Raw genomic sequence first — 19436 nt, forward strand, 5'->3', positions numbered from 1 at the left:
TCACAGAAGAAAGTTTACCGTATGTTAAAGCGAGCAATTTGCCGCCGGTGTTTTGCCGAACTCCGCAAAAACCCTTTTTGCCGGGGGGAATAACACATCTGCGCGGACAGAGTTCGCATCGCAGGATGTTTTTCCCGGGATTCAAAACCGAATAAAAAGAGGCTTCCTTCATACCGCTAATTCTTTTCCGGCATTTCCCATAGACGCTCTATGCCGTAAAAATTGCGGGATTCCCTGGTAAAAACATGAATCACGGTATCTCCGCAATCCACAAGAAGCCATTGTTTCGCTTTCATTCCCTCCGTGCGGCGCGAACCGCCCAGCGCCTTCAAGCCTTTATCTAACTCCCGGGCAAGCGAGGAAAGATGCCTCCCGGAAGTGGCCGTCATTATAACATGAAACCTTCCGCATGTGTCAAATTTCATCAGATCCAGTATTTTTATATCTTCCGCTTTCATCTTTTCGGCTATTTCAAGCGCTATTTTGACTTTCTTATTTTCTTTCATCTAAGAATTCCTTCGGGAAATCATCTCCCACAACAACAGATATGTCAACCATGCGGTCGGGGTCTATATCCGTACGCACCCGGCTGCAGCCGAGGATACTTGCCGTTCTGACCGCTTTTGAAAGCTCTCCCGTTCTGGCAATGACCTCTGTGTATTTCTTATAATTTCCCCAGTTGCCCCACAACACGACATCGCATCCGTAACTGCGCAATTTTTCGGAAAGAGCTTCGGCGAGGCCGCTCCGCCCGCTGGCGTTAAAAACTTCCGCCTGTATCCCGTCCAAACTGTCAGGCCCGCGCTTTATTATGAAAGGCCGTATCTTTGACCTCGGCCAAAGCTCTTTTTCAGAACCGGCGATGGACGCCTTGATCTCCTCCGCTGATTTCTCGTCCAATCTCCACACATCTTTAGCGCCTATCCTCTGTGATACTCCCGGCAGTATCTGATAGCGCTGATGTTCCGCGTCAAAAGTGCGGAACACATCAGCCAGAACAAGGATATCCCGCCATTTGAAATTTGTAAAAATGTCCTCACGGTATATTTTAATCAAATCAGGCAGGGCGGATAGAACACTGATATCAAAACAATGCGCGATCAGATTCCTCACAAAGTCCTGCTGCCTTTTAATGCGGCCCATATCACCGAGGGCGCTGTGCCTGAAACGCACATATTTGAGCGCCTCCGCGCCGGACATCATGTAATCGCCGGGCTCAAAATGTATATGCAGGCCTCCCCAGTAATCATCATAATGCATGGGGATGTCAACGGTAACGGGAATCTTTCCCAGGGCGTCTATTACATGCACAAAAGCGTCAAATGTGACGATCATATAATAATCAAATTTCACATCCAGGAATTTTTCAAGTTCCTTTTTAAACAGCGTGACGCCTGATTCCATGCCGTGCTGCCTCGTGTTAAGAAAGAGGATCTCGCTGAGTTTGCGCGGGATCCAGCTCTTATGTTCGTCCCATTTAATCAGCACATCGCGCGGGACGGAGACGATATCTATGAAACGCGTTTTAGGTTCATAGCTCACCCACAGCACCACGTCGGAATGAGACCCGCCCATAACCTGGTCGGCTCCGACAAAAAGCATATTTATCCTTTCGCCCCTTATACATTTTGAAAAAAATCCGCTTTGTAAAAATAAAATCGCGGATAACGCGGCAACGCCCAGAACGAACGCTGTTAAAATCTTCTTCACAAATAAAGCTCCATAGCGTTTATATACTCATAAACTTTTTCCGGCACCAGGTAGCGATAGGGCTTGCCCTCTCTGATATTTTTTCTAATCTGAGATGACGATACGGGTATCTCGGGGGCATTGACGTTTTTGATTCGCGGATTATCGGCAAACGCATTCTGCGCCGGTTCGCCGCTCCGGCGCCAGACACCCAATGTAAAATTGTTCACAATGCTTTCCGGGTCCTTCCAGTTTTTCAGGTCATTAAGCGCGTCCATGCCGAGCAGAAATATCATTTCTCCGCCGAGGATCCGGTCAAAATGCTTCAACATGTCTATAGTGTAAGAGACAGATTCCTTTTTTGTCTCATAATCGCTGACCTCAAAACGCGGATTGAGGCATGAGGCCAAAACTGTCAGTTTATAGCGGGTCTCGGAACCGAGAACATCCCCACTTTTGTGCGGCGGGTTGCCGGAAGGGATAAAAATTATTTTATCCAGCGAGAGTTCATGCAGGCTCTGTTCGGCAAGTATCATGTGCCCTATGTGCGGTGGGTTAAACGTGCCGCCGAAAAGACCCGTCATTTATTTTCTGATTTGACCGGTGCCCGAGACAATGTATTTGTATGATGTTAATTCCTCAAGACCCACCGGACCGCGGGGATGGAGTTTCTGGTTTGATATCCCTATCTCGGCTCCCATTCCGAATTCACCGCCGTCGGTAAACCTTGTGGACGCGTTATGATAAAGGCAGGCGGCATCCACAAAATCGAAAAAAACCTTCGCGGCTTTTAGGCTGGAGGTGATTATGGCCTCGGAGTGCCGGGAGCCGTGGGTATTTATGAATTCACAGGCCTGGGATATGCCGCTGACAACTTTTATGGATATTATCTTAGCCAGATATTCGGTGTCCCAATCCGACTGAGAGGCGGCTTTAATGCCTGCCAAGATCTTTCTTGTTTCAATACAGCCTCTCATCTCGACTTGATTGGCCGCATAGGCGCTATGGATCATCGGCAAAAATTTCTCCGAGACGGCTTTATCCACCAGCAGATTCTCTATGGCGTTGCACACCCCTGGCCGTGACACCTTGGCGTTCAACGCTATAGCGACGGCCATCCCCATGTCAGCGTCTTTGTGGACATAAAGATTGCACACGCCCTTCCCGTGATATATAACCGGGATTCGCGAATTTTTCACGACGGCCTTTATCAGACCCTCGCCGCCGCGCGGGATCACCGCATCTATGAGGCCGTTCAGTTTCAGGATACCGTTGACCGTTTCGCGGGATGTGTCTTTCACAAAAAATACCGTGTCTTTTATTTTGGAAGGGAGCGCGGGCCTTATAGCGCTATAAATAGCCTCGTTGCTTTTGACAGCATCGGAACCTCCGCGTAAAATCACCGCATTCCCCGATTTCAGGCACAGAGCCGCGCAGTCACTGGTGACATTCGGGCGCGATTCGTAGATGATCAGCAATGTCCCCAGCGGAACGGACACCTTCCGGATCTTCAGCCCGTTCGGCCTTTTTCTGGCGGACAGCACCTTGCCCAGCGGCGACGGAAGACGCGATACCTCAATGACCTGAGCGGCCATCGAGCGGATTCTTTTTTTATCCAGTTTTAATCTGTCTATAAACGCGTTTGTTTTCCCCGCCGACAGAGCTTTGCTGATATCTTTTTTATTGGCGGATATTATTTTGCTTTCGCAGGCAATGATGTTCCGCGCGATTTTTTTGAGCACGCCGTTTATCTCGGAATCTTTCATCATGGCCAGGAGCATGCCCTGTGACCGCATCCGGCGGAAAATTCCGCGGTAATCCGTTGGCGTCATCTGTTTTCTTTTATGTCCGGAAGCTCTTTGAGGGCCTCTTTTATCTTCTCTTCGGGATAGGCGTAATCTGTCAGATTCCCCTCAAAATACGCGTCATACGAGCTCATGTCAAAATGACCGTGGCCGCTGAGGCAGAAAACTATGCACTTTTCCTCACCGGTTTCCTTACATTTCAACGCCTCATCTATGGCGCCTTTAATCGCATGCGCGGATTCGGGGGCGGGTATTATGCCCTCCGTTCTGGCAAAAAGAACGCCGGCCTCAAACGCCGCGAGCTGATGAAATGCCCTGGCTTGCACCAGGCCCTTATTCACAAGGAGGCACAGCAGCGGAGCGTCGCCGTGGTAACGCAATCCGCCGGCGTGTATGCCGGGCGGAACAAAGGTGTGGCCCAACGTGTACATTTTCAAAAGCGGCGTGAGTTTGGCCGTATCGCCGTAATCATATTTAAAAAGTCCCTTGCTCAGCGTCGGGCATGCCTCAGGTTCGCAGGCGATAAATTCCAGATTTGCGCCTTTCAGTTTATCGGCCACATAAGGGAAAAAAAGTCCGGGAAAATTGGAACCGCCTCCGACGCAGCCTATAAGCACATCGGCCTTGTCTTCGGCGATGGCGAGCTGTTTTTTAGTTTCCAGCCCTATAACGGTCTGGTGCAGAAGCACGTGGTTCAGCACAGAGCCCAGGGCGTATTTGGTATCATCGTGAGTGGCGGCGTCCTCAACGGCCTCGGAGATGGCCATGCCCAGACTGCCCGAGGTACCGGGGAATCTTTTTTGCATTTCCCGGCCGGCATTTGTCCTGTCGCTGGGAGAAGGGAAAACTTCGGCGCCCCAGGTGTGCATCATCATCTTGCGGTAAGGTTTCTGTTCATAAGAGCACTTCACCATATAGACCGTGCATTTGATATCCATGAGCTTGCAGGCGAAAGCCAGCGCGCTTCCCCACTGGCCGGCGCCCGTTTCGGTGGCGATCCTTTTGACCCCCGCCTCCTTGTTGAAATAGGCCTGAGCCACGGAGGTGTTGGGCTTATGGCTTCCCGCGGGAGAGACGCTCTCATCCTTAAAATAAATTCTTGCCGGCGTCTTTAAGGCCTTTTCAAGGCGTACGGCTCTTTTAAGCGGCGAGGGCCTCCATATCTTGTATATTTCTCTGACCTCATCTGGAATCTCTATCCAGCGTTCCGTAGACATCTCCTGCCTGATAAGACTCTCGGGAAAAATCGGCAGCAGGTCTTCCGGGCCCAGAGGCTGACCCGTTTTGGGATTGAGCGGCGGGGCTAACGGCTGGGGCAGATCAGCCTGAATGTTATACCACGCTTCGGGAATTTCTTTTTCGGAAAGATAAATTTTTCTATCGGACACGGCACCTCCAAATCGGGGCGGAATCACCCCGGCCCTTTTACTAACCTGAATATAGCCGGATATTACCAAATTTATCCGAGCATGGGCAAGTTATTTTTCAACATATTGAACAGCGGTTTGACACAGGATAAGCTTATGTGATACATTAAATGGTTGTTCTGTTCACAGTTTTATTGAGAATCCTGCAGGAGGTAAATTTTATGAAACGAGTTATTCTGGCAGCATTGTGTGCTATTGCTCTGACTTTTCCGTCTGATATCGCGGCAAAAGCGAAAAAAGTGTCCAAGGCCGCGGCAAAATCAAGCTTTGAAAAAATCAATCTGAATGAAGTTAACGAGTATGATCTAAAGAAAATACCGGGCATTTCTTCGTCTAAAGCAAAGGCTCTTATCGCCTACCGCGACGAAAAAGGAAAAATAAAATCCCTTGACGATCTGAAAGAAATAAGCCATGAAACCAAAAGCGGAAAAACGAGCTATGACTTCGCCACGAAAAAAGGGGCATGGTCAAAATCCATGAAACTCCTTATAGAAGCCGATATTTTCACCGTCAGCGGCGGCGTCGGCGTTGTCGACCAGAACGCTCTCTATAAGCACCTCTTTTCTAAACCACGGGATATAAACAGCGCATCCGTGGCGGAACTGTCACAGCTGCCGGGCGTATCAAAGAAAAACGCTCAGCTAGTAGTTGACAACAGACCATTCTCATCTATTGATGGCCTGAAAGATATCTCCTACGAGACAAAAAGCGGAAAAACCAGTTATGCCTTCGCCACATCAAAAGGCGCATGGAAGAAAAATATTACTATTCTGATTAAAAGCGAGCGGCTCATTTGCGCGGGCTCAAAAAAAGATTCTAAAAAATCTGCTCCCGCCAAAGAATCAAAAAGTGACGACTCGGACGATGAGCTTGATGAATCAGACGAGCCGGAAGAATAATAAAAAGTTTCCATTCCTCCGATTTAATTGGAATAATTAGAAATCTTTGTATTATACAATTACTAGTGAGGCGTAGCCCAGTCCGGTAAACAATTTAGCCCACTCTTTGCAAATCAGTAACGGGTTAAGGCGGGCGTTAATAATTGTCGTTAACAATTGTTTTTGGGTCAAAAATTTTCTACCATAATAGCCTGATGCGGCCCGGTATATCTTCTGCAACAAGACAGGGCTGCATTGTTTCACATGAAACAATGCGCAGAAAGGAGCATTGCTTATGAAAAAATTTAAACTGGGAATCGCCCTGGGGGGCGGCGGCGCCAGGGGGCTGGCCCACATAGGGATACTGGAAATTATCGGTAAAAGCGGGTTGTCTGTCGGCGCCATATCCGGTACAAGCATGGGCGCGGTGATCGGCGCGCTGTATGCCGCTGAGGCAAACGGAAGAGCGGTAGAGAAAAAACTCGCGGAATTTATAATCAGCGCGCCTGTTAAAGAAGCCGCCGCATACTTTTCGCAAAAAGCTTCATCGCGGCCTTTCGGAAAAATTCTGTCCGCGGCAAAACAATTCTTTATAATGAACAGGGCTGTGACCGGGCCTTCTATTATCAGCGACGATCAGGCGGCAGGCATATTCAGCGAACTTCAGCTGCCGGAAACCTTTGAGGAATTAAAGATACCTTTTTACTCAGTGGCCACGGATATAGGGCTGGGGGACGAGAGGGTTTTCTGCAGCGGCAAGCTTAAGACATCCGTTCTTGCGTCTTCTTCAATCCCGGGCATCTTTCCTCCCGTTAAAATCGACGGCTCATACTATCTTGACGGCGGCTCGGTCAATTCCGTTCCCGTCTCCGTACTCAAATCCTGCTGTGATTTTGTTATAGCCTGCGATGCGCGGCCGCGGCGAAAAACAATCGCCAGCTTTGACCAGGGCCTGGCAATCCTCTCCCGCACCGACGCAATTTCTTCTTACAAGCTTTCCGACATGCAGATAGCGCAGGCGGATTTTATCATAAAACCGGACACGCACGACATCCACTGGGCTGATTTTAAAAAAATGGACTATTGCATAGAGAAGGGCCGGATCGCGGCCCAAGAGAGCCTGAAGGAACTCCGTATCGCTGTTTCGCGGGCTAAAATCAGGACTTTTCCCGGAAGGCTTTTTTCAAAAAATGCTAACGCTCCTAAGAAATAATCAATTTCCGATTCAACCGGAAGCGGCGGAAAAACTGAAAATTTATTTAGAGACGCTTAAAGAATGGAACCGGCGTTTCAACCTCACTTCCTTTGATGATGAACATCTGTGGGAAGAGGCCGTGGAAAGCTCCGTCATTTTTGCCGACACCATAGCCGAGATGCTGCCTGGCCGAACCCCCCTAACTCTTTGCGATATAGGTTCCGGGGCCGGCATCCCCGGCATCATACTTAAAATAGTTATGCCCGGCTTGCAGGTCGACCTGGTCGAATCAAACGGGAAAAAAGCGGTTTTTTTGAGCAGGCTCAAAGAAACGCTGAAACTCGACGGCCTGCGGATAGTGCACAAAGACGCGCAGGAATTTGCCCTAAGCGATAAAAAATTATACAATGTTGTTGTAGGAAGAGCTTTCGGCAGAAAATTCCTAAAACACGCCTTCCGGCTTGTTTTACCGGAAGCTTATGTTATGTACTACAAGAAGACAATAAAGAAAGGAGAATTTGCGAAAGAACCCGGCTGTATAAGAGACTACGGCAGGGCTTTCGTGCTTGTTTGGAAAAATGGGTGAAATCATAGCTGTTGCCAACCAAAAGGGGGGAGTGGGCAAAACCACAACCTCGGTCAATCTCGCTAAAGCACTGGTGCTGAGAAGAAAAAAGATCCTCCTTCTCGATATCGACCCCCAGGCCAATTGCAGCTCAGGTTTGGGCGTAGAAAATAGCCCTGCAAATATTTACGATGTTCTCATTAACGGGTCTATGGCCGGCGCCGTGACGGCGAAGGATCACTGCCCCGATATTGTGCCTTCGACAAGGGATCTGACAGGGGCCGAAATAGAGCTTGTGGGCATGGAAGACAGGGAATACCGTTTGAAAAAAGCCCTCGCCGCCGTCAAGGAAAACTATGATTTTATATTCATTGACTGCCCGCCATCGCTGGGGCTTCTTACGATTAACGCCCTCACCGCTTCCGACAGCCTGCTGATACCTCTGCAATGCGAATTCTACGCCCTTGAGGGCCTCGGCAAGTTATTGAACACTCTCAAATATGTGAGGGACGCTTTCAATGAGCACCTCCGCATAAAGGGGGTGGTTCTCACCATGTATGACAGCCGCTTGAATCTGACCGCCCAGATCACCGATGAAATAAAAAATTTCTTTGGCGAAAAGCTTTTCAACACCGTGATTCCGAGAAATGTCAGGCTCGCCGAAGCCCCAAGTTTCGGAAAAGATATATTTGAATATGACAGGCATTCCGCCGGGGCGGCCAGTTACATGAAGCTCGGCGACGAATTCCTGGCCCGGGAGAAAAGAAATGCGCAAAAATAACATTTACAGCTGGCGCGATTTCAGCGCGGCAGATCTTGTCAAAAAAAAATCCGGCCTAAAGATAAGCGTAATCATTCCCGCCCGCAATGAGGCCGCCACAATAGGCAAAATTGTGCGGGCAATCCGCAAAGACCTCGTTCTGAAACACCCCCTGGTTGATGAGATCATAGTGCTGGACGGCGGATCTTCGGATACGACAAGGGCGATCGCCCGCAATGAGGGGGCTATTGTGAGAAGGGACTCGGATATCGTGCCTGCCGCAGGGAACTTCTCGGGAAAAGGGAATGCCCTTTATAAAAGTTATTTCGCCAGCACAGGGGACATACTGGCTTTTGTAGACGGCGATATAAGGAATTTCACATCCCGCTTCATAACCGGCATTGTCGGGCCTCTTCTTACAGACAAGAAGATCTCCTTTGTCAAAGCTTTCTATCAACGGCCCCTTATGGTTTCCGGCAAATTCAAAAAGGGTGAAGGCGGCAGGGTGACCGAAATTCTCGCCAGACCCATCCTTAACACTTTTTTCCCGGAGCTGGCCAATATCCGACAGCCTCTTTCGGGGGAATACGCCATACGGCGGGATCTTTTCAGAAAACTTTCCATACCTTCCGGATACGGCGTCGAGGTCGCATTCCTGATTGAGATACTGCATATCGCCGGCAGAAAGGCGATCGCCCAGGCGGATCTGGGAGAAAGAAGGCACAGGAACCAAACGCTGCACGCGCTGGGCAAAATGAGCTTCGAGGTGCTGCATTCATTCCTGCATTACGCTCAGAAGGTGAAAAAACTCAGGGTGAGCGCCATCTCCGAAAATTACTATGACCTGACGAAAAACAGTATTTATAAAATATCGCAAAAATATTACAAACCCGTGTGCGAGCTTGCCCGTACTACTGAAATCATATTCCTGCGCCACGGAGAAACCGACTGGAACAGGGAAAAACGCATCCAGTCGAGACAGGACATTCCTCTCAATTCAAAAGGGAGAAAACAGGCGCAGCTTGCAGCGGCGGCGCTGCAAAAAGAAAAAATATGCGCCGTTTACAGCTCGCCCTTATCAAGATCTCTGGATACGGCTCTGATAATAGCGGGTAAGCACGGCCTTCCCGTACGGCAGGATAAGCGGCTTCTTGAGATATCGCACGGTAGCTGGTCAGGCAAAAAAGAGCAGTGGCTTAGCGCAAAATATCCGAAAGACTACAAAAACTGGAAAAAAGAAGCATGGAAGCACCTACCGCCCGGCGCCGAATCATGGGAAAAACTGACAGAGCGCATGAAGTCCTTTCTGGCTCATGTGCAAAAAAAACACAGCGGCGAGAAGATCCTTGTTGTTTCCCACAGAGGGGCCATCGCCGGGGCACTGACCGTCATCAGAAAAAAACCTTTAAGTTATATAAACAGGTACCTGCCCGACAACTGCCGGCCGGTGAAAATCAAATTGTAAATGGAGGTCGGAAAAATGAAAAAAGCTGTGCTGGGTAGAGGCCTCAAGGCTCTTATCCCCGAAAAAGAAGAAGGGCGCATACATATGATAAGCGTTTCAGAAATACAGCCGGGCACACACCAGGCCAGGAAAAGTTTTAACGCGGACAGCATCACTTCGCTGGCGGAAACGCTGAAACAGGACGGCATCATACAGCCGCTGGTCGTTTCACCGTCGGGGACGGGATGGAAACTCATAGCCGGTGAAAGACGCCTGCGGGCCGCCAAAATAGCGGGATTCAAAAAGGTGCCGGTCACAATCAAAGACACCGACGAGGCATCGGCTGCTTTTATATCCCTGATAGAAAACCTCCAGCGGGAGGATCTTAACCCGCTTGATGAAGCCAGTGGGCTTGAAGCTCTTATGAAAAAATTTTCTCTGACGCAGGAAGCCGTCGCTGAAAGAGTGGGCAAAAGCCGTTCCACTGTGGCTAACACGCTCAGGCTCCTGAAATTTCCGGAAGACATCGTGCTGGCGCTCGGGGAAGGGAAAATAAGCGAAGGGCATGCGCGGGCGCTGTCGGTCATAAAAGATCCGCGCAAAAGAAAACACATCATACACCGGATCATTAACGAGCATCTCTCCGTGCGTGAAATAGAATTTCTCTCTTCCGGAAAAAAAACAGGCCCTAAAAACCGTCAGGTATCTGCCGAGATAAGGGAAATTGCCGAAAAATTAGAGAGCTCGCTATCTACAAAAGTCGAGGTAAAAGCTAACAAAAAAAATCAGGGCCACATAAAAATTCATTTTTTCTCGTCGGACGAGCTGGACCGGCTCATCAAAAGACTTTCCCGGTAACTGAACAGCGACGAGAAAACTGCCCAGAGCGCGCATACGCTGATTATCTCCCCCGAAACATATTCGGACAGAAGGATTATCATCGCGCAAAAAACAATCACGTAAACAGCGTGAAAGAACCAAAATGTTTTCTTGGATCGCGCTCGAAAACGCGGATTCACGCCTAGGGCAAACAAAATACCGAGAAACACGCCTATGAGCGGGTTCAGCGAAATATATTTCACAAAAACAAAAACAGCCAAAAAAGCCGGCAGCATATATATCATACGAACCTCCAGCGTTCATTTTAACAAACTTTTCTGGAAATATAAACGGGTGGACGAGGCCGGGCCTTGATATCGGCGGGGTTTTTCTTCAATAATGTCAAATGTCAAGACCTGGCACCGCTTGCAAAAACAGCCAAAAACTTGCTAATCTGCATCAGACGATTATTGAGAATACCATATGCTAAAACAATCAGGATTTTATTACCGGGGACGGGACAATGAGTGTATTTGAGGCCGCCATGCTCATCTGCTTTGGCATAAGCTGGCCGGTCTCAATCGCGAGAACCCTGCGCACGGGGATCGTGACCGGAAAAAGCCCGCTCTTCATGGGCATTGTCTGTTTTGGTTATCTTTGCGGCCTTATTCACAAAATCCTATACTCTTTTGACTGGATCACCACTCTGTACGCGCTGAACATGATTATGGTTGCCATTGACCTCCGGCTCTATTATGCTTATCTTCCCGCAAAACCCGGCCCAATGCCAAATGTCAACCTGTCTAGCCGCCGGCCTGACGGCAGGCGGGGGACTGACAACATTATCTGACCTCATCATGCGCATTTTTTCACGCTACTTATTCAAAGAATTTTTACCGGTGTTTGCTTCGGCGTTTTTCATTCTCATCGGCATTTTTATCGTGAATGAAGCCATGGGATTTATCGCATCCCTGGTCGCAAAAGGGGCCGGCATCACCGATATAGTGAGAATTTTTCTGACGGGCATCCCGTCTTCTTTCATTTTTGTCATACCCGTGTCTTTTGTTCTGTCATGGGTCGTCGCCGTGAGCCGCCTCGCCGGGGATTCCGAGATCCTCGCCCTGCAGTCATCGGGCATAAATCCGAGAATCATACTCAGGTCCGTACTGGCATCCGGCATTATGGTATCCCTTTTCATGCTGTATTCCAACGCCGTTCTCTCGCCGAAGAGCAGTCGCGCGATGACTGTTCTCGTCAGGGACATACTCGCCAGGAATATACTGCGTTTTCAGGAAGGCGCTTTCAGCGAAATCGGAGATTATGTTTTCTTTGCGGAGAAAATATCATCCCGGAAAATGAAAGATATAAGAATATACCGCCGAGAGAAAAATTTTCCGGCCACATCCATTACCGCCGAAACAGGTGCCCTGACAATAAAAGAAAACGGGGCCGCGGGCCTGACTCTTGAACGCGGGCAGATGAAACTGAGGGACAAAGATGACCTCAGCCTTCTGACAACTGTGGATTTTGACAAATATTCATTTTTTATAACTTCCCCGGAGTCCGGCGAAGTCGGACAGAATATTTCTCAACTTGAATCATCAAAACTGCGCGAAAGAATAGACGACGCGGAAAAAAGCGGCAAACGCGGCGATAATCTGAAAATGGAATATCACATGCGCCCGGCTCTGGCCGGTGGAGCGCTCTTCCTCGCTATGGCGGGAGCGCTGCTGGGAATAAAACTGAAATCGCCTAAAAAAGCATCCAGTGTAGGCGCGGCGATTCTGCTGATAAGCGCTTATTACCTCAGTTTCAGCCTCTGTTCGCACATGGCCGAAAGCGGATTTCTCGCGCCTTCTATTGCGGTATGGATACCTAATATCCTGTGCGCCCTCGGGGTGCTGCTGGCTTTATGAAACTTTTTTTAAAATACCTGCTGCTGCGCTTCGGCAAGGCTTTTTTCATAGCCGCGGCGGGCTTTATGAGCCTTTTCATTTTTTCGGGCCTTATCACACGCCTGAGCGTTTTTTCAGAATACGGCGCTTCAGCAAAACAGATCGCCTATTTCCTCGCCTGCAAAAGTCCTGCCTGGTTTTTACAGGCGCTTCCCGTGTCCATACTGCTGGCCCTTGTCATGACCTTAACGGCTCTCAAACGTCACAATGAACTGACCGCGATAGAGACTTCTGGCGTCTCCATGATCACGCTGATGAAACCCTTCATCGCCGCCGGGGCTGTTATCACGGCCATTATGTTTTTAACAGACGAGTTTGCGGCCAAAATGGCCTCAAAGGAGGCCTACCGCTATTATAATGTCGTTATCAAAGGGCATGACGCCCCCCCTCCACGGGGCCGCTATTTCAATCTGCTATATCACACGGATAATGCGGCGGCGGGAAAATCCTTTTATTACATAGGTTTTTACGACTCCGCCAAAAGGGCCGGGAGTAATTTCAATCTGGATATCACGGGGAAAAGCGGCTCCGTTAATATTTTTGCCCGAACTTTCATTTACAAAGAGGATTGGGAATTAAGAAACGGTGTTGAAAGGTCATGGGACAACGCGGGCAAATTGATAGCAGAAGAAAGTTTCAAATCGCGGCTTTTCAATTTCGCCCAGGAACCGGAGGATTTTCTCATAAAAACCATTTCTTACCGCGAAATGGGAATAGCGCGGCTGCGCAAACACATAAAAGAACTCAGGTCCGCGGGAATACCCTCTCATCAGGAAAGGCTTGACCTCCAGGCCCGCGTTTCATCCGCGATGTCGGCGCTGGTTGTGATAATACTTGGTTTCCCCATAGGTATTTATTTCAGCCACCTCGGGAGGATTTTCGCCGTGGCTCTCAGCATGGTCGTGTGCTTCACTTACTGGGGGCTTTACTCGCTCGGACTCTCTTTCGGCCAGACGGGAGCTCTGCCCCCCTGGATAAGCGCGTGGGGTGTAAATATGATTTTTGTTCTGGCCGGGCTTTATTTCATGAAAAAGAAAAATGTCTGATTTTCGCCATGCCGCTCTCAGCGCCCTGTTTTTTTTACAAGCGACTTTTCTTTATGCCGACGCAAGCGTTCTTCTTAAATTCAAAGAAGGCACTCCTGAAAATATACAGAAAAATCTCATAAGCCGCTCAACGCCGACCGCTGTTTCGCTTATGGAAGAAATATCCGTTTGGCGGCTTAAATTCCCTTCAGCGCCGGAAGCTCTTGAGGCCGTAAAATTTTTCAACAACTTTGATGAAACAAAATACTGCTACAAAAGCCGATTGCGACGGGCTTTCGCCGCGCCCAATGACCCAAATTACGCTTCACAGTGGGGTCTCTCCACTGCCAACGGCATCAACATGGAGCAGGCATGGAATATAGAGGGCAGTTCCGGCTCCGCAAGCATAATAATCGCCGTCATTGACACCGGGGTCGATTATAAACATGAAGATTTATCTGCAAAAATGTGGACTTCTCCTCAAGGTTATCACGGTTATGATTTTGCCGATGACGATAATGACCCTAAATATGAACGCACCGCCTTTCCTTCTGAGGATCATGCCACGCACGTTGCCGGAATTGCCGCTGCTGGAACTGATAATGGTATCGGCATTGCCGGAGTTGCGGTAAAATGCAGAATAATGTCGGTGAGGGTTCTAAAATGGAGTGATTATTATTCCGATTATACAGGATCTGATTATGATATCGCTGCAGGGATTTGCTGGGCAGTTAGAAACGGCGCGCGGGTAATAAATATGAGTCTCGGGGGAGACTATGCCGGCGCCGAAGCGGACGCCTGCGCTTATGCTTTTGAACGCGGAGTTTTTATAGCTGCGGCATCAGGAAATGATAACACCCCCTATATCTCTTATCCGGCGGCGCTCTCTACAACTTTTGCCGTCGGAGCGGTTAACGAAAGCGGCAATCGTTGTTCACCAAGCGATTGGGTCGCGGGCGGGGGAAGCAATTACGGGCCGAACCTTGATGTTCTTGCTCCCGGAAATAATATTTTAAGTACCGTGCCTTCAGATAGCTATGACTCGTGGGACGGCACCTCAATGGCAACGCCTTTTGTCGCAGGGCTGGCTTCAATTATTTTATCAATTCGGCCGGATTACGGTCCGGGTGATGTCGCCGAGGCTATCAGACGCTCGGGCTCTGATTATCCGACTTTTACAAACGAAAGGGGTTACGGCGTGATAAACGCCAATGACTGCATAGCTAACCTCAATGCTCATATCGCAAGCCTTGCTCAAAAGGTAACGGTTTTTCCGAACCCTTTAAGGGCCTCGGCCGGCGTCGCCTTGAAATTCGCTTTCAGTCCCGCGCCCTCGTCGGTGAATGTTGTGAGAATTTTTGATTTTGCGGGCCAGGAGATCGTCAAACTGGATCAGTCGTCATATTATCCGTCAAGCCAGCTGATCAGCTGGGACGGGAAAAACAGCCGCGGCGCAAAAGTGGCGTCCGGAATTTATTTTTATTTTGCGGAAACAAATATCGGCCAAAGCAAAGGGCATTTTGCGGTGATAAAATGAATTACGCGAAAAAGTTTCTCAGCATAAATCTGACCGCTCTTTTTTTAACAGCAGCTTCATCTGTCTGGGCCGGCTTTTTTGATGTTTCACCTGGGAAAAGCGGCGCTGCGTTTATGCGCGTGGCTCTTTCCGCGCGTAAACTCGCTCTCGGCGGAGGGGGGACGGCTCTTACCGGAGCGGATTTCGTGGAGACCAATCCCGCCGCTCTTTATGACGCTCCGGCTTCTCTGCAGTTTTCGCATCTCATGTATTTCGACAGCATCTCTCTCAATGACGCGAAATTCACATTTTCCGTCGAGAGCAGTGATTCCTACGGCGTGGAAAGAATAAACAATTTTTTATGCCTGGGCCTGAGGAGTTTTTCAAGTGATGAAGACAGAAGAGACATGCTCACGGGCATAAAAACAGGCAGTTTCGGCGTCAGCGCAAGAAGCATATTTCTCTCTTACGCTTTTCTCTCCGATAACTATACGGGGGGTTTGACTGTAAAAAATATCAGCGAGAGCGTGGACAACAATCTTTCGTCAGCGGCGGCATTTGACGCCGGAGCGGTAAAAGACATCAATGAAGATTTAAGTCTCGGCGCCAGCGTGAGAAACATCGGCAAAAAAATCTCGGACAGCCCGCTTCCTCTCACGGTTTCGGCAGGTCTTGCTTACCGGAGGGATGACTTCACGATTAACGGCGATATAGAAAAAAGCTCCGAAGAAAACAAAGTGTTCGCCGCCGGAATTGAATATCCCATGGCGCCGATCGTGTTACGGGGCGGTTTAAGTTATCAGGACCTTCTCCGGCCCGCGGCGGGAATCGGCGTGAAGCATAATAATTTTACTCTGGATTACGCCTTCTCGTTTCACAAGTATTTAGGCCAAAGCCACCTTTTTACCTTAACGGCAGAATTTTAAATTTTAACAGGAATTCTGAGCTATTTTATTGACCCTGCGTATTTGGTAACAAGGCCGGAAACGCCGCTTCTGATATCATCGGAATTATCAACGGATATGTTGTCGGAATAAACTATCTTACCGCTTTCCACTTCCACCGCGTTGAGAGTAACGACATAATTATTCAGCAGCTTGCCGCAGGAACCGACAAGGATGGTTTTAACATTCAGTATCTTTCCCATGGCCACCGCACAGTCCGCTGATGAACAGCCGGAATTCTGAAAGCCCTGCTCGGCGAGGATTTTGTCCATGCTGTTTTTTTCAACGACATTGAACCGGCCGTTTTTCACAAGATCGCCGCGTACAAAATCGGATATAAAGGCCGATTCCGACTGCGAAAGAGGCGCGCGCGCCTCAAAATCCGTCACGGCTACATTGATTTTCTCGCTTTCCGGGATTTCCGCCTTTACTTCCTCCTGCGGCTTTTCCTCTATCACGGGCGCCGGCTCCTTTTTCTTTCCGCCCCACGAGTACCGCATCGTTATTGCGAGCTTGTGCTGCCATTCGGCCAAGTCGCCCGCGTAAAAACCGCGTTCGTCGGCCCATCTGGCATATTCTATGTGGAACAGCCAGAGGTTAACATCAAAGCCGAAAGTCGGATAGCCCTGATTTATACCGACCCGCCCGCGAAGAAAATTAAAAAGATTCAGCTCGCAGCCGGCGTGGATCTTGGGCCACAAAGTCGCCCCCCACAGAACTTTATTTTTGCTGTGCCAGACATCGTAAATATCAAATGAGAAGAGCAGGAGTTTGTTCATCCTGTAGCTCATACCTATGTTCAGCTGTGACGGAATTCTGGCCGTGTAACCGGGAATCAGCGTCGGAGTTGTTGAAGTTGATTTCGCGTCCTGCCATTCCGCGCCGTATGTTATTTCCGTTCCGGAGAGCAAAGGGAAAGTAGCGTCTTTCCACGCGGCGCCGACATTCATTTTATTCGTGAGTTTATAGATCACGCCCATATCCACGCCGAAGCCGTCGCCCGTCTGTTCCTGAACGTCAAAATCCTCCATCTCAAGAAATGTCAGGCGCGTTTCATCTATCCTGATGCGCTTCAAGAGCTTGGGCGCCACACCCACGGCGAGCCTCTTATCCATGAACTTCATACCGAAAGCAACCGGCGCCACGACATCCGCGCGGCCGTGGATATCCAATAAGGGAACGATTATCCCCGCATTAACACTCACTAAAATATTGGCCTGAGCGAAAAGTCCAGCGCCATAAGACAGTTTATGATTAGGCGAGAGGAGTGAGAACTGCGGCGCGTCGACAGCGGCGACGATGCGCAATTTGCTTATTGTGTTCGCCACATCGCGCATCAGCCTGTTATATTTGTCTGGGTCTGAGTCCTGGAGGTCATCCATCTTATCCAAATCATCCTGATTATCCTTATACCAGTCATAGCCCTTTTTCAAGTCATCACCGATGGTGAGGCCTATCTGCAAAAGTGTCAGATGCGTTTTTTCAGCAGCCGCAACGCCAGCGGGGTTATAGAAAAAGGCGTTGGCGTCGTCGGAGACAGCTGTAAACGCCCCGCCCATTGCCAAGGGGCGCATACCCCTTATCATAAAAGCTTCTTCCCTCGCCGCGCTTATACCGGATATGAACAAACAAATAAGACAGAAAACCGTGATTGACTTTATTTTTATATATTTCATTCTTCTGTCTCCTATGTGCTTGTAGAAGTAAGCTTGCTGTAAAAATCATCAAATTCAGTTTTCAAATCATTGCTGACTGTATTTTTGAGATCATCCATAATAGACGAGCCCCCGGCCACGCCATCGGAAGCGACAGTAAAGTGAATAACAGCCGATTCAATCTGAGTGATGCTCTCGCCTACTTTATCGGCTAAAGCGTCGCCATGAAGGGCTTTTAACTCATTCACTTCCTCGTCAGTTAACTCACTTACAGATTTATACGTTCCTGTCCCTACTTTCACTGTCACTTTGTAATTGTCATCGACCTGAACCACATCACTGGTATCATTCAGAATAGTATAATTGTCATTGAAGTCTATGATATTTATTGCCGCATTTAAAATTTCGAGAATCCCGAGATTCAAATTCACATCAATATCATTAGCGGCAATTGCGCCATTAGTATTACCATCGGCTATTTGTTTTAACTGTTGAACCGATTCTTCTATCGCCTTGGCTATCACGTCAAGATCCAAATTGGCAAAAGATTCAAGGAGTGAACCAGCATCTGCCGTAGCGGTAGAACCAATTACAGAAATAAGAATTCCGGCAACATCAAATCCGGCCACTTTGAGGCCGGCGGCGGCCGATATATAGAGGGCTTCGGAATTGCTGGGATCCTTCGCCAGGATCTTGTCCGCTATTGCCCTGGCTTCAGCGGGGTTGTCATTGGCGAGAGCGGCGTTAGCGTCCGACAGCAGGACTTCTATGCTCGCTGAACTGCCCGACTTATGAAACTTGCCGAAAAGGTTTTTGTTATCGCAGGATGTCACCGCGAAAACACTGATAACGGCAAGGGCCGTAAACAATTTGTTTCTCATAAAACAACCTCCCAGTATTTTTTCATATAAATAAATGCCTCACGCATCCTAACTACATTTTACCTTAGCTGACGGCGATATGTCAATGTAATAAATGTCACCAAGACCGCAAGCCGCCGCGCCTGTTAAAGATATTTCACGCGCCATAGATAAAGGCCTTCGGCCGGAGCAGGGGCTACGCGCTTGCGGCAACCTTCCAGAATGGCGCCGAGATCATCCGGCTCTATTTCTCCTTTACCGCAGGCTATGATAAAAGAGGCCGCCGTTCGGACCATTTTATAGAGGAAATGAGAGCCCTCTATCTCAATAAAGAAGTCGGGACGGCCCTTTGACACCCTGCAATCGAGGATATGGCATATCGTGTTTTCTCTATCTGAGCATGACGACAGCCGGCGGAAATCCTTTTTTCCCGTTAACAGCGACGCTGCCTTCTCCATTTTTTTACGGTCAAGTCTTTGAGGAACGGAAAAAACATAATCCCGCATATAGGGGAAATTTTCCTTACAGCTCACATAATATCTGTATGTTTTTGACAGGCATCCGTGACGCGGATTAAAAGAATCATCGGCCCGGCTTATATGATTGATCTTCACATATCCGCCGAGCCGTGAATTCAGAGCGCCCACAAGAGCGGATACGGGCATCTTCAAAGACGCCTCGAAAGAACAGACATTTTCCCTGGCATGAACGCCTCTATCGGTTCTGGACGCGAACAGCACGCGAGGCGAAGATCCGAGAACTTTTTTCAAAGCCGCGGCGAGATTCCCCGCGACCGTCACTCTATCATTCTGTATCTGACTCCCGTGAAATCTGCTCCCGTCGTAAGAAAGCGAAAGTTTATAGCGCTTCATAGAAAAAATACGGGGGGGAGGCCGGCG

Annotated in this window: 19 protein-coding genes and 1 pseudogene; 11 read left to right on the forward strand and 9 right to left on the reverse strand. The window is 49.0% G+C overall.

What is annotated here, in order from left to right; translation table 11 throughout:
- Nucleotides 1-176: 176 nt before the first annotated feature.
- Genes rsfS through FP827_05770 form a run of 5 tightly spaced genes read right to left on the reverse strand, consistent with a single transcriptional unit; the run spans nt 177 to nt 4882 of the window.
- Nucleotides 177-506 carry a ribosome silencing factor gene (rsfS, locus tag FP827_05750; protein MBA3052573.1) on the reverse strand — a complete coding sequence of 110 codons (330 nt, stop codon included), beginning with the start codon at nt 504-506 and terminating at the stop codon, nt 177-179.
- Nucleotides 493-1710, reverse strand: coding sequence for a LytR family transcriptional regulator (locus FP827_05755; protein ID MBA3052574.1), 1218 nt, complete (start codon nt 1708-1710; stop codon nt 493-495). The genes rsfS and FP827_05755 overlap by 14 nt, the downstream gene beginning before the upstream one ends.
- Nucleotides 1707-2273 carry a nicotinate (nicotinamide) nucleotide adenylyltransferase gene (gene nadD, locus FP827_05760; GenBank protein ID MBA3052575.1) on the reverse strand — a complete coding sequence of 189 codons (567 nt, stop codon included), beginning with the start codon at nt 2271-2273 and terminating at the stop codon, nt 1707-1709. The genes FP827_05755 and nadD overlap by 4 nt, the downstream gene beginning before the upstream one ends.
- Complete coding sequence (locus tag FP827_05765) at nt 2274-3521, reverse strand: glutamate-5-semialdehyde dehydrogenase (protein ID MBA3052576.1); 1248 nt, start codon at nt 3519-3521, stop codon at nt 2274-2276.
- Complete coding sequence (locus FP827_05770) at nt 3518-4882, reverse strand: TrpB-like pyridoxal phosphate-dependent enzyme (GenBank protein MBA3052577.1); 1365 nt, start codon at nt 4880-4882, stop codon at nt 3518-3520. Before FP827_05770 ends, FP827_05765 begins: the two co-directional genes overlap by 4 nt.
- Nucleotides 4883-5031: 149 nt before the next feature.
- Here FP827_05770 and FP827_05775 point away from each other — a divergent pair, with 149 nt between their 5' ends.
- From FP827_05775 to FP827_05800, 6 genes are all read left to right on the forward strand, one after another.
- Nucleotides 5032-5820 (forward strand): helix-hairpin-helix domain-containing protein, encoded by a 789-nt coding sequence (locus FP827_05775; protein MBA3052578.1) that lies wholly within the window; start codon nt 5032-5034, stop codon nt 5818-5820.
- A 274-nt stretch (nt 5821-6094) separates the two neighbouring features.
- Complete coding sequence (locus FP827_05780) at nt 6095-7012, forward strand: hypothetical protein (GenBank protein MBA3052579.1); 918 nt, start codon at nt 6095-6097, stop codon at nt 7010-7012.
- The gene (gene rsmG, locus FP827_05785; GenBank protein MBA3052580.1) at nt 6990-7580 is read left to right on the forward strand and encodes a 16S rRNA (guanine(527)-N(7))-methyltransferase RsmG; all 591 of its coding nucleotides are present in this window, start codon (nt 6990-6992) and stop codon (nt 7578-7580) included. Before FP827_05780 ends, rsmG begins: the two co-directional genes overlap by 23 nt.
- On the forward strand, nt 7573-8340 hold the full coding sequence (locus FP827_05790) for a ParA family protein (protein MBA3052581.1): 768 nt from the start codon (nt 7573-7575) through the stop codon (nt 8338-8340). The genes rsmG and FP827_05790 overlap by 8 nt, the downstream gene beginning before the upstream one ends.
- Complete coding sequence (locus FP827_05795) at nt 8327-9784, forward strand: glucosyl-3-phosphoglycerate synthase (protein MBA3052582.1); 1458 nt, start codon at nt 8327-8329, stop codon at nt 9782-9784. The genes FP827_05790 and FP827_05795 overlap by 14 nt, the downstream gene beginning before the upstream one ends.
- Complete coding sequence (locus FP827_05800; protein MBA3052583.1) at nt 9785-10621, forward strand: ParB/RepB/Spo0J family partition protein; 837 nt, start codon at nt 9785-9787, stop codon at nt 10619-10621.
- Here FP827_05800 and FP827_05805 read toward each other — a convergent pair.
- On the reverse strand, nt 10567-10887 hold the full coding sequence (locus FP827_05805; GenBank protein MBA3052584.1) for a hypothetical protein: 321 nt from the start codon (nt 10885-10887) through the stop codon (nt 10567-10569). The genes FP827_05800 and FP827_05805 overlap by 55 nt on opposite strands.
- A 218-nt stretch (nt 10888-11105) precedes the next feature.
- On the opposite strand from FP827_05805, the pseudogene FP827_05810 reads away from it, so the two are divergent.
- The 5 genes and pseudogenes from FP827_05810 to FP827_05830 all read left to right on the forward strand — a co-directional run bounded on the left by FP827_05810 (nt 11106) and on the right by FP827_05830 (nt 16004).
- Nucleotides 11106-11339, forward strand: a pseudogene (locus FP827_05810) (hypothetical protein).
- Nucleotides 11338-12498, forward strand: a complete 1161-nt coding sequence (locus FP827_05815) for a YjgP/YjgQ family permease (protein ID MBA3052585.1) — start codon at nt 11338-11340, stop codon at nt 12496-12498. The pseudogene FP827_05810 and the gene FP827_05815 overlap by 2 nt, the downstream one beginning before the upstream one ends.
- The gene (locus FP827_05820; protein ID MBA3052586.1) at nt 12495-13583 is read left to right on the forward strand and encodes a YjgP/YjgQ family permease; all 1089 of its coding nucleotides are present in this window, start codon (nt 12495-12497) and stop codon (nt 13581-13583) included. Before FP827_05815 ends, FP827_05820 begins: the two co-directional genes overlap by 4 nt.
- Nucleotides 13576-15099 carry a S8 family serine peptidase gene (locus FP827_05825; protein ID MBA3052587.1) on the forward strand — a complete coding sequence of 508 codons (1524 nt, stop codon included), beginning with the start codon at nt 13576-13578 and terminating at the stop codon, nt 15097-15099. The genes FP827_05820 and FP827_05825 overlap by 8 nt, the downstream gene beginning before the upstream one ends.
- Entirely contained in the window at nt 15096-16004 is a 909-nt protein-coding gene (locus FP827_05830) for a hypothetical protein (protein MBA3052588.1), read from the forward strand. The genes FP827_05825 and FP827_05830 overlap by 4 nt, the downstream gene beginning before the upstream one ends.
- A 20-nt stretch (nt 16005-16024) precedes the next feature.
- Here FP827_05830 and FP827_05835 read toward each other — a convergent pair whose 3' ends face one another.
- The 3 genes from FP827_05835 to truA all read right to left on the reverse strand — a co-directional run bounded on the left by FP827_05835 (nt 16025) and on the right by truA (nt 19409).
- Nucleotides 16025-17698, reverse strand: coding sequence for a hypothetical protein (locus FP827_05835; GenBank protein MBA3052589.1), 1674 nt, complete (start codon nt 17696-17698; stop codon nt 16025-16027).
- A gap of 11 nt (nt 17699-17709) precedes the next feature.
- Nucleotides 17710-18558 carry a hypothetical protein gene (locus FP827_05840; GenBank protein MBA3052590.1) on the reverse strand — a complete coding sequence of 283 codons (849 nt, stop codon included), beginning with the start codon at nt 18556-18558 and terminating at the stop codon, nt 17710-17712.
- A 125-nt stretch (nt 18559-18683) separates the two neighbouring features.
- On the reverse strand, nt 18684-19409 hold the full coding sequence (gene truA / locus FP827_05845; protein ID MBA3052591.1) for a tRNA pseudouridine(38-40) synthase TruA: 726 nt from the start codon (nt 19407-19409) through the stop codon (nt 18684-18686).
- Nucleotides 19410-19436: the final 27 nt, after the last annotated feature.

This window comes from Candidatus Omnitrophota bacterium (assembly GCA_013791745.1).
In the GTDB taxonomy this organism is placed as follows: domain Bacteria; phylum CG03; class CG03; order CG03; family CG03; genus CG03.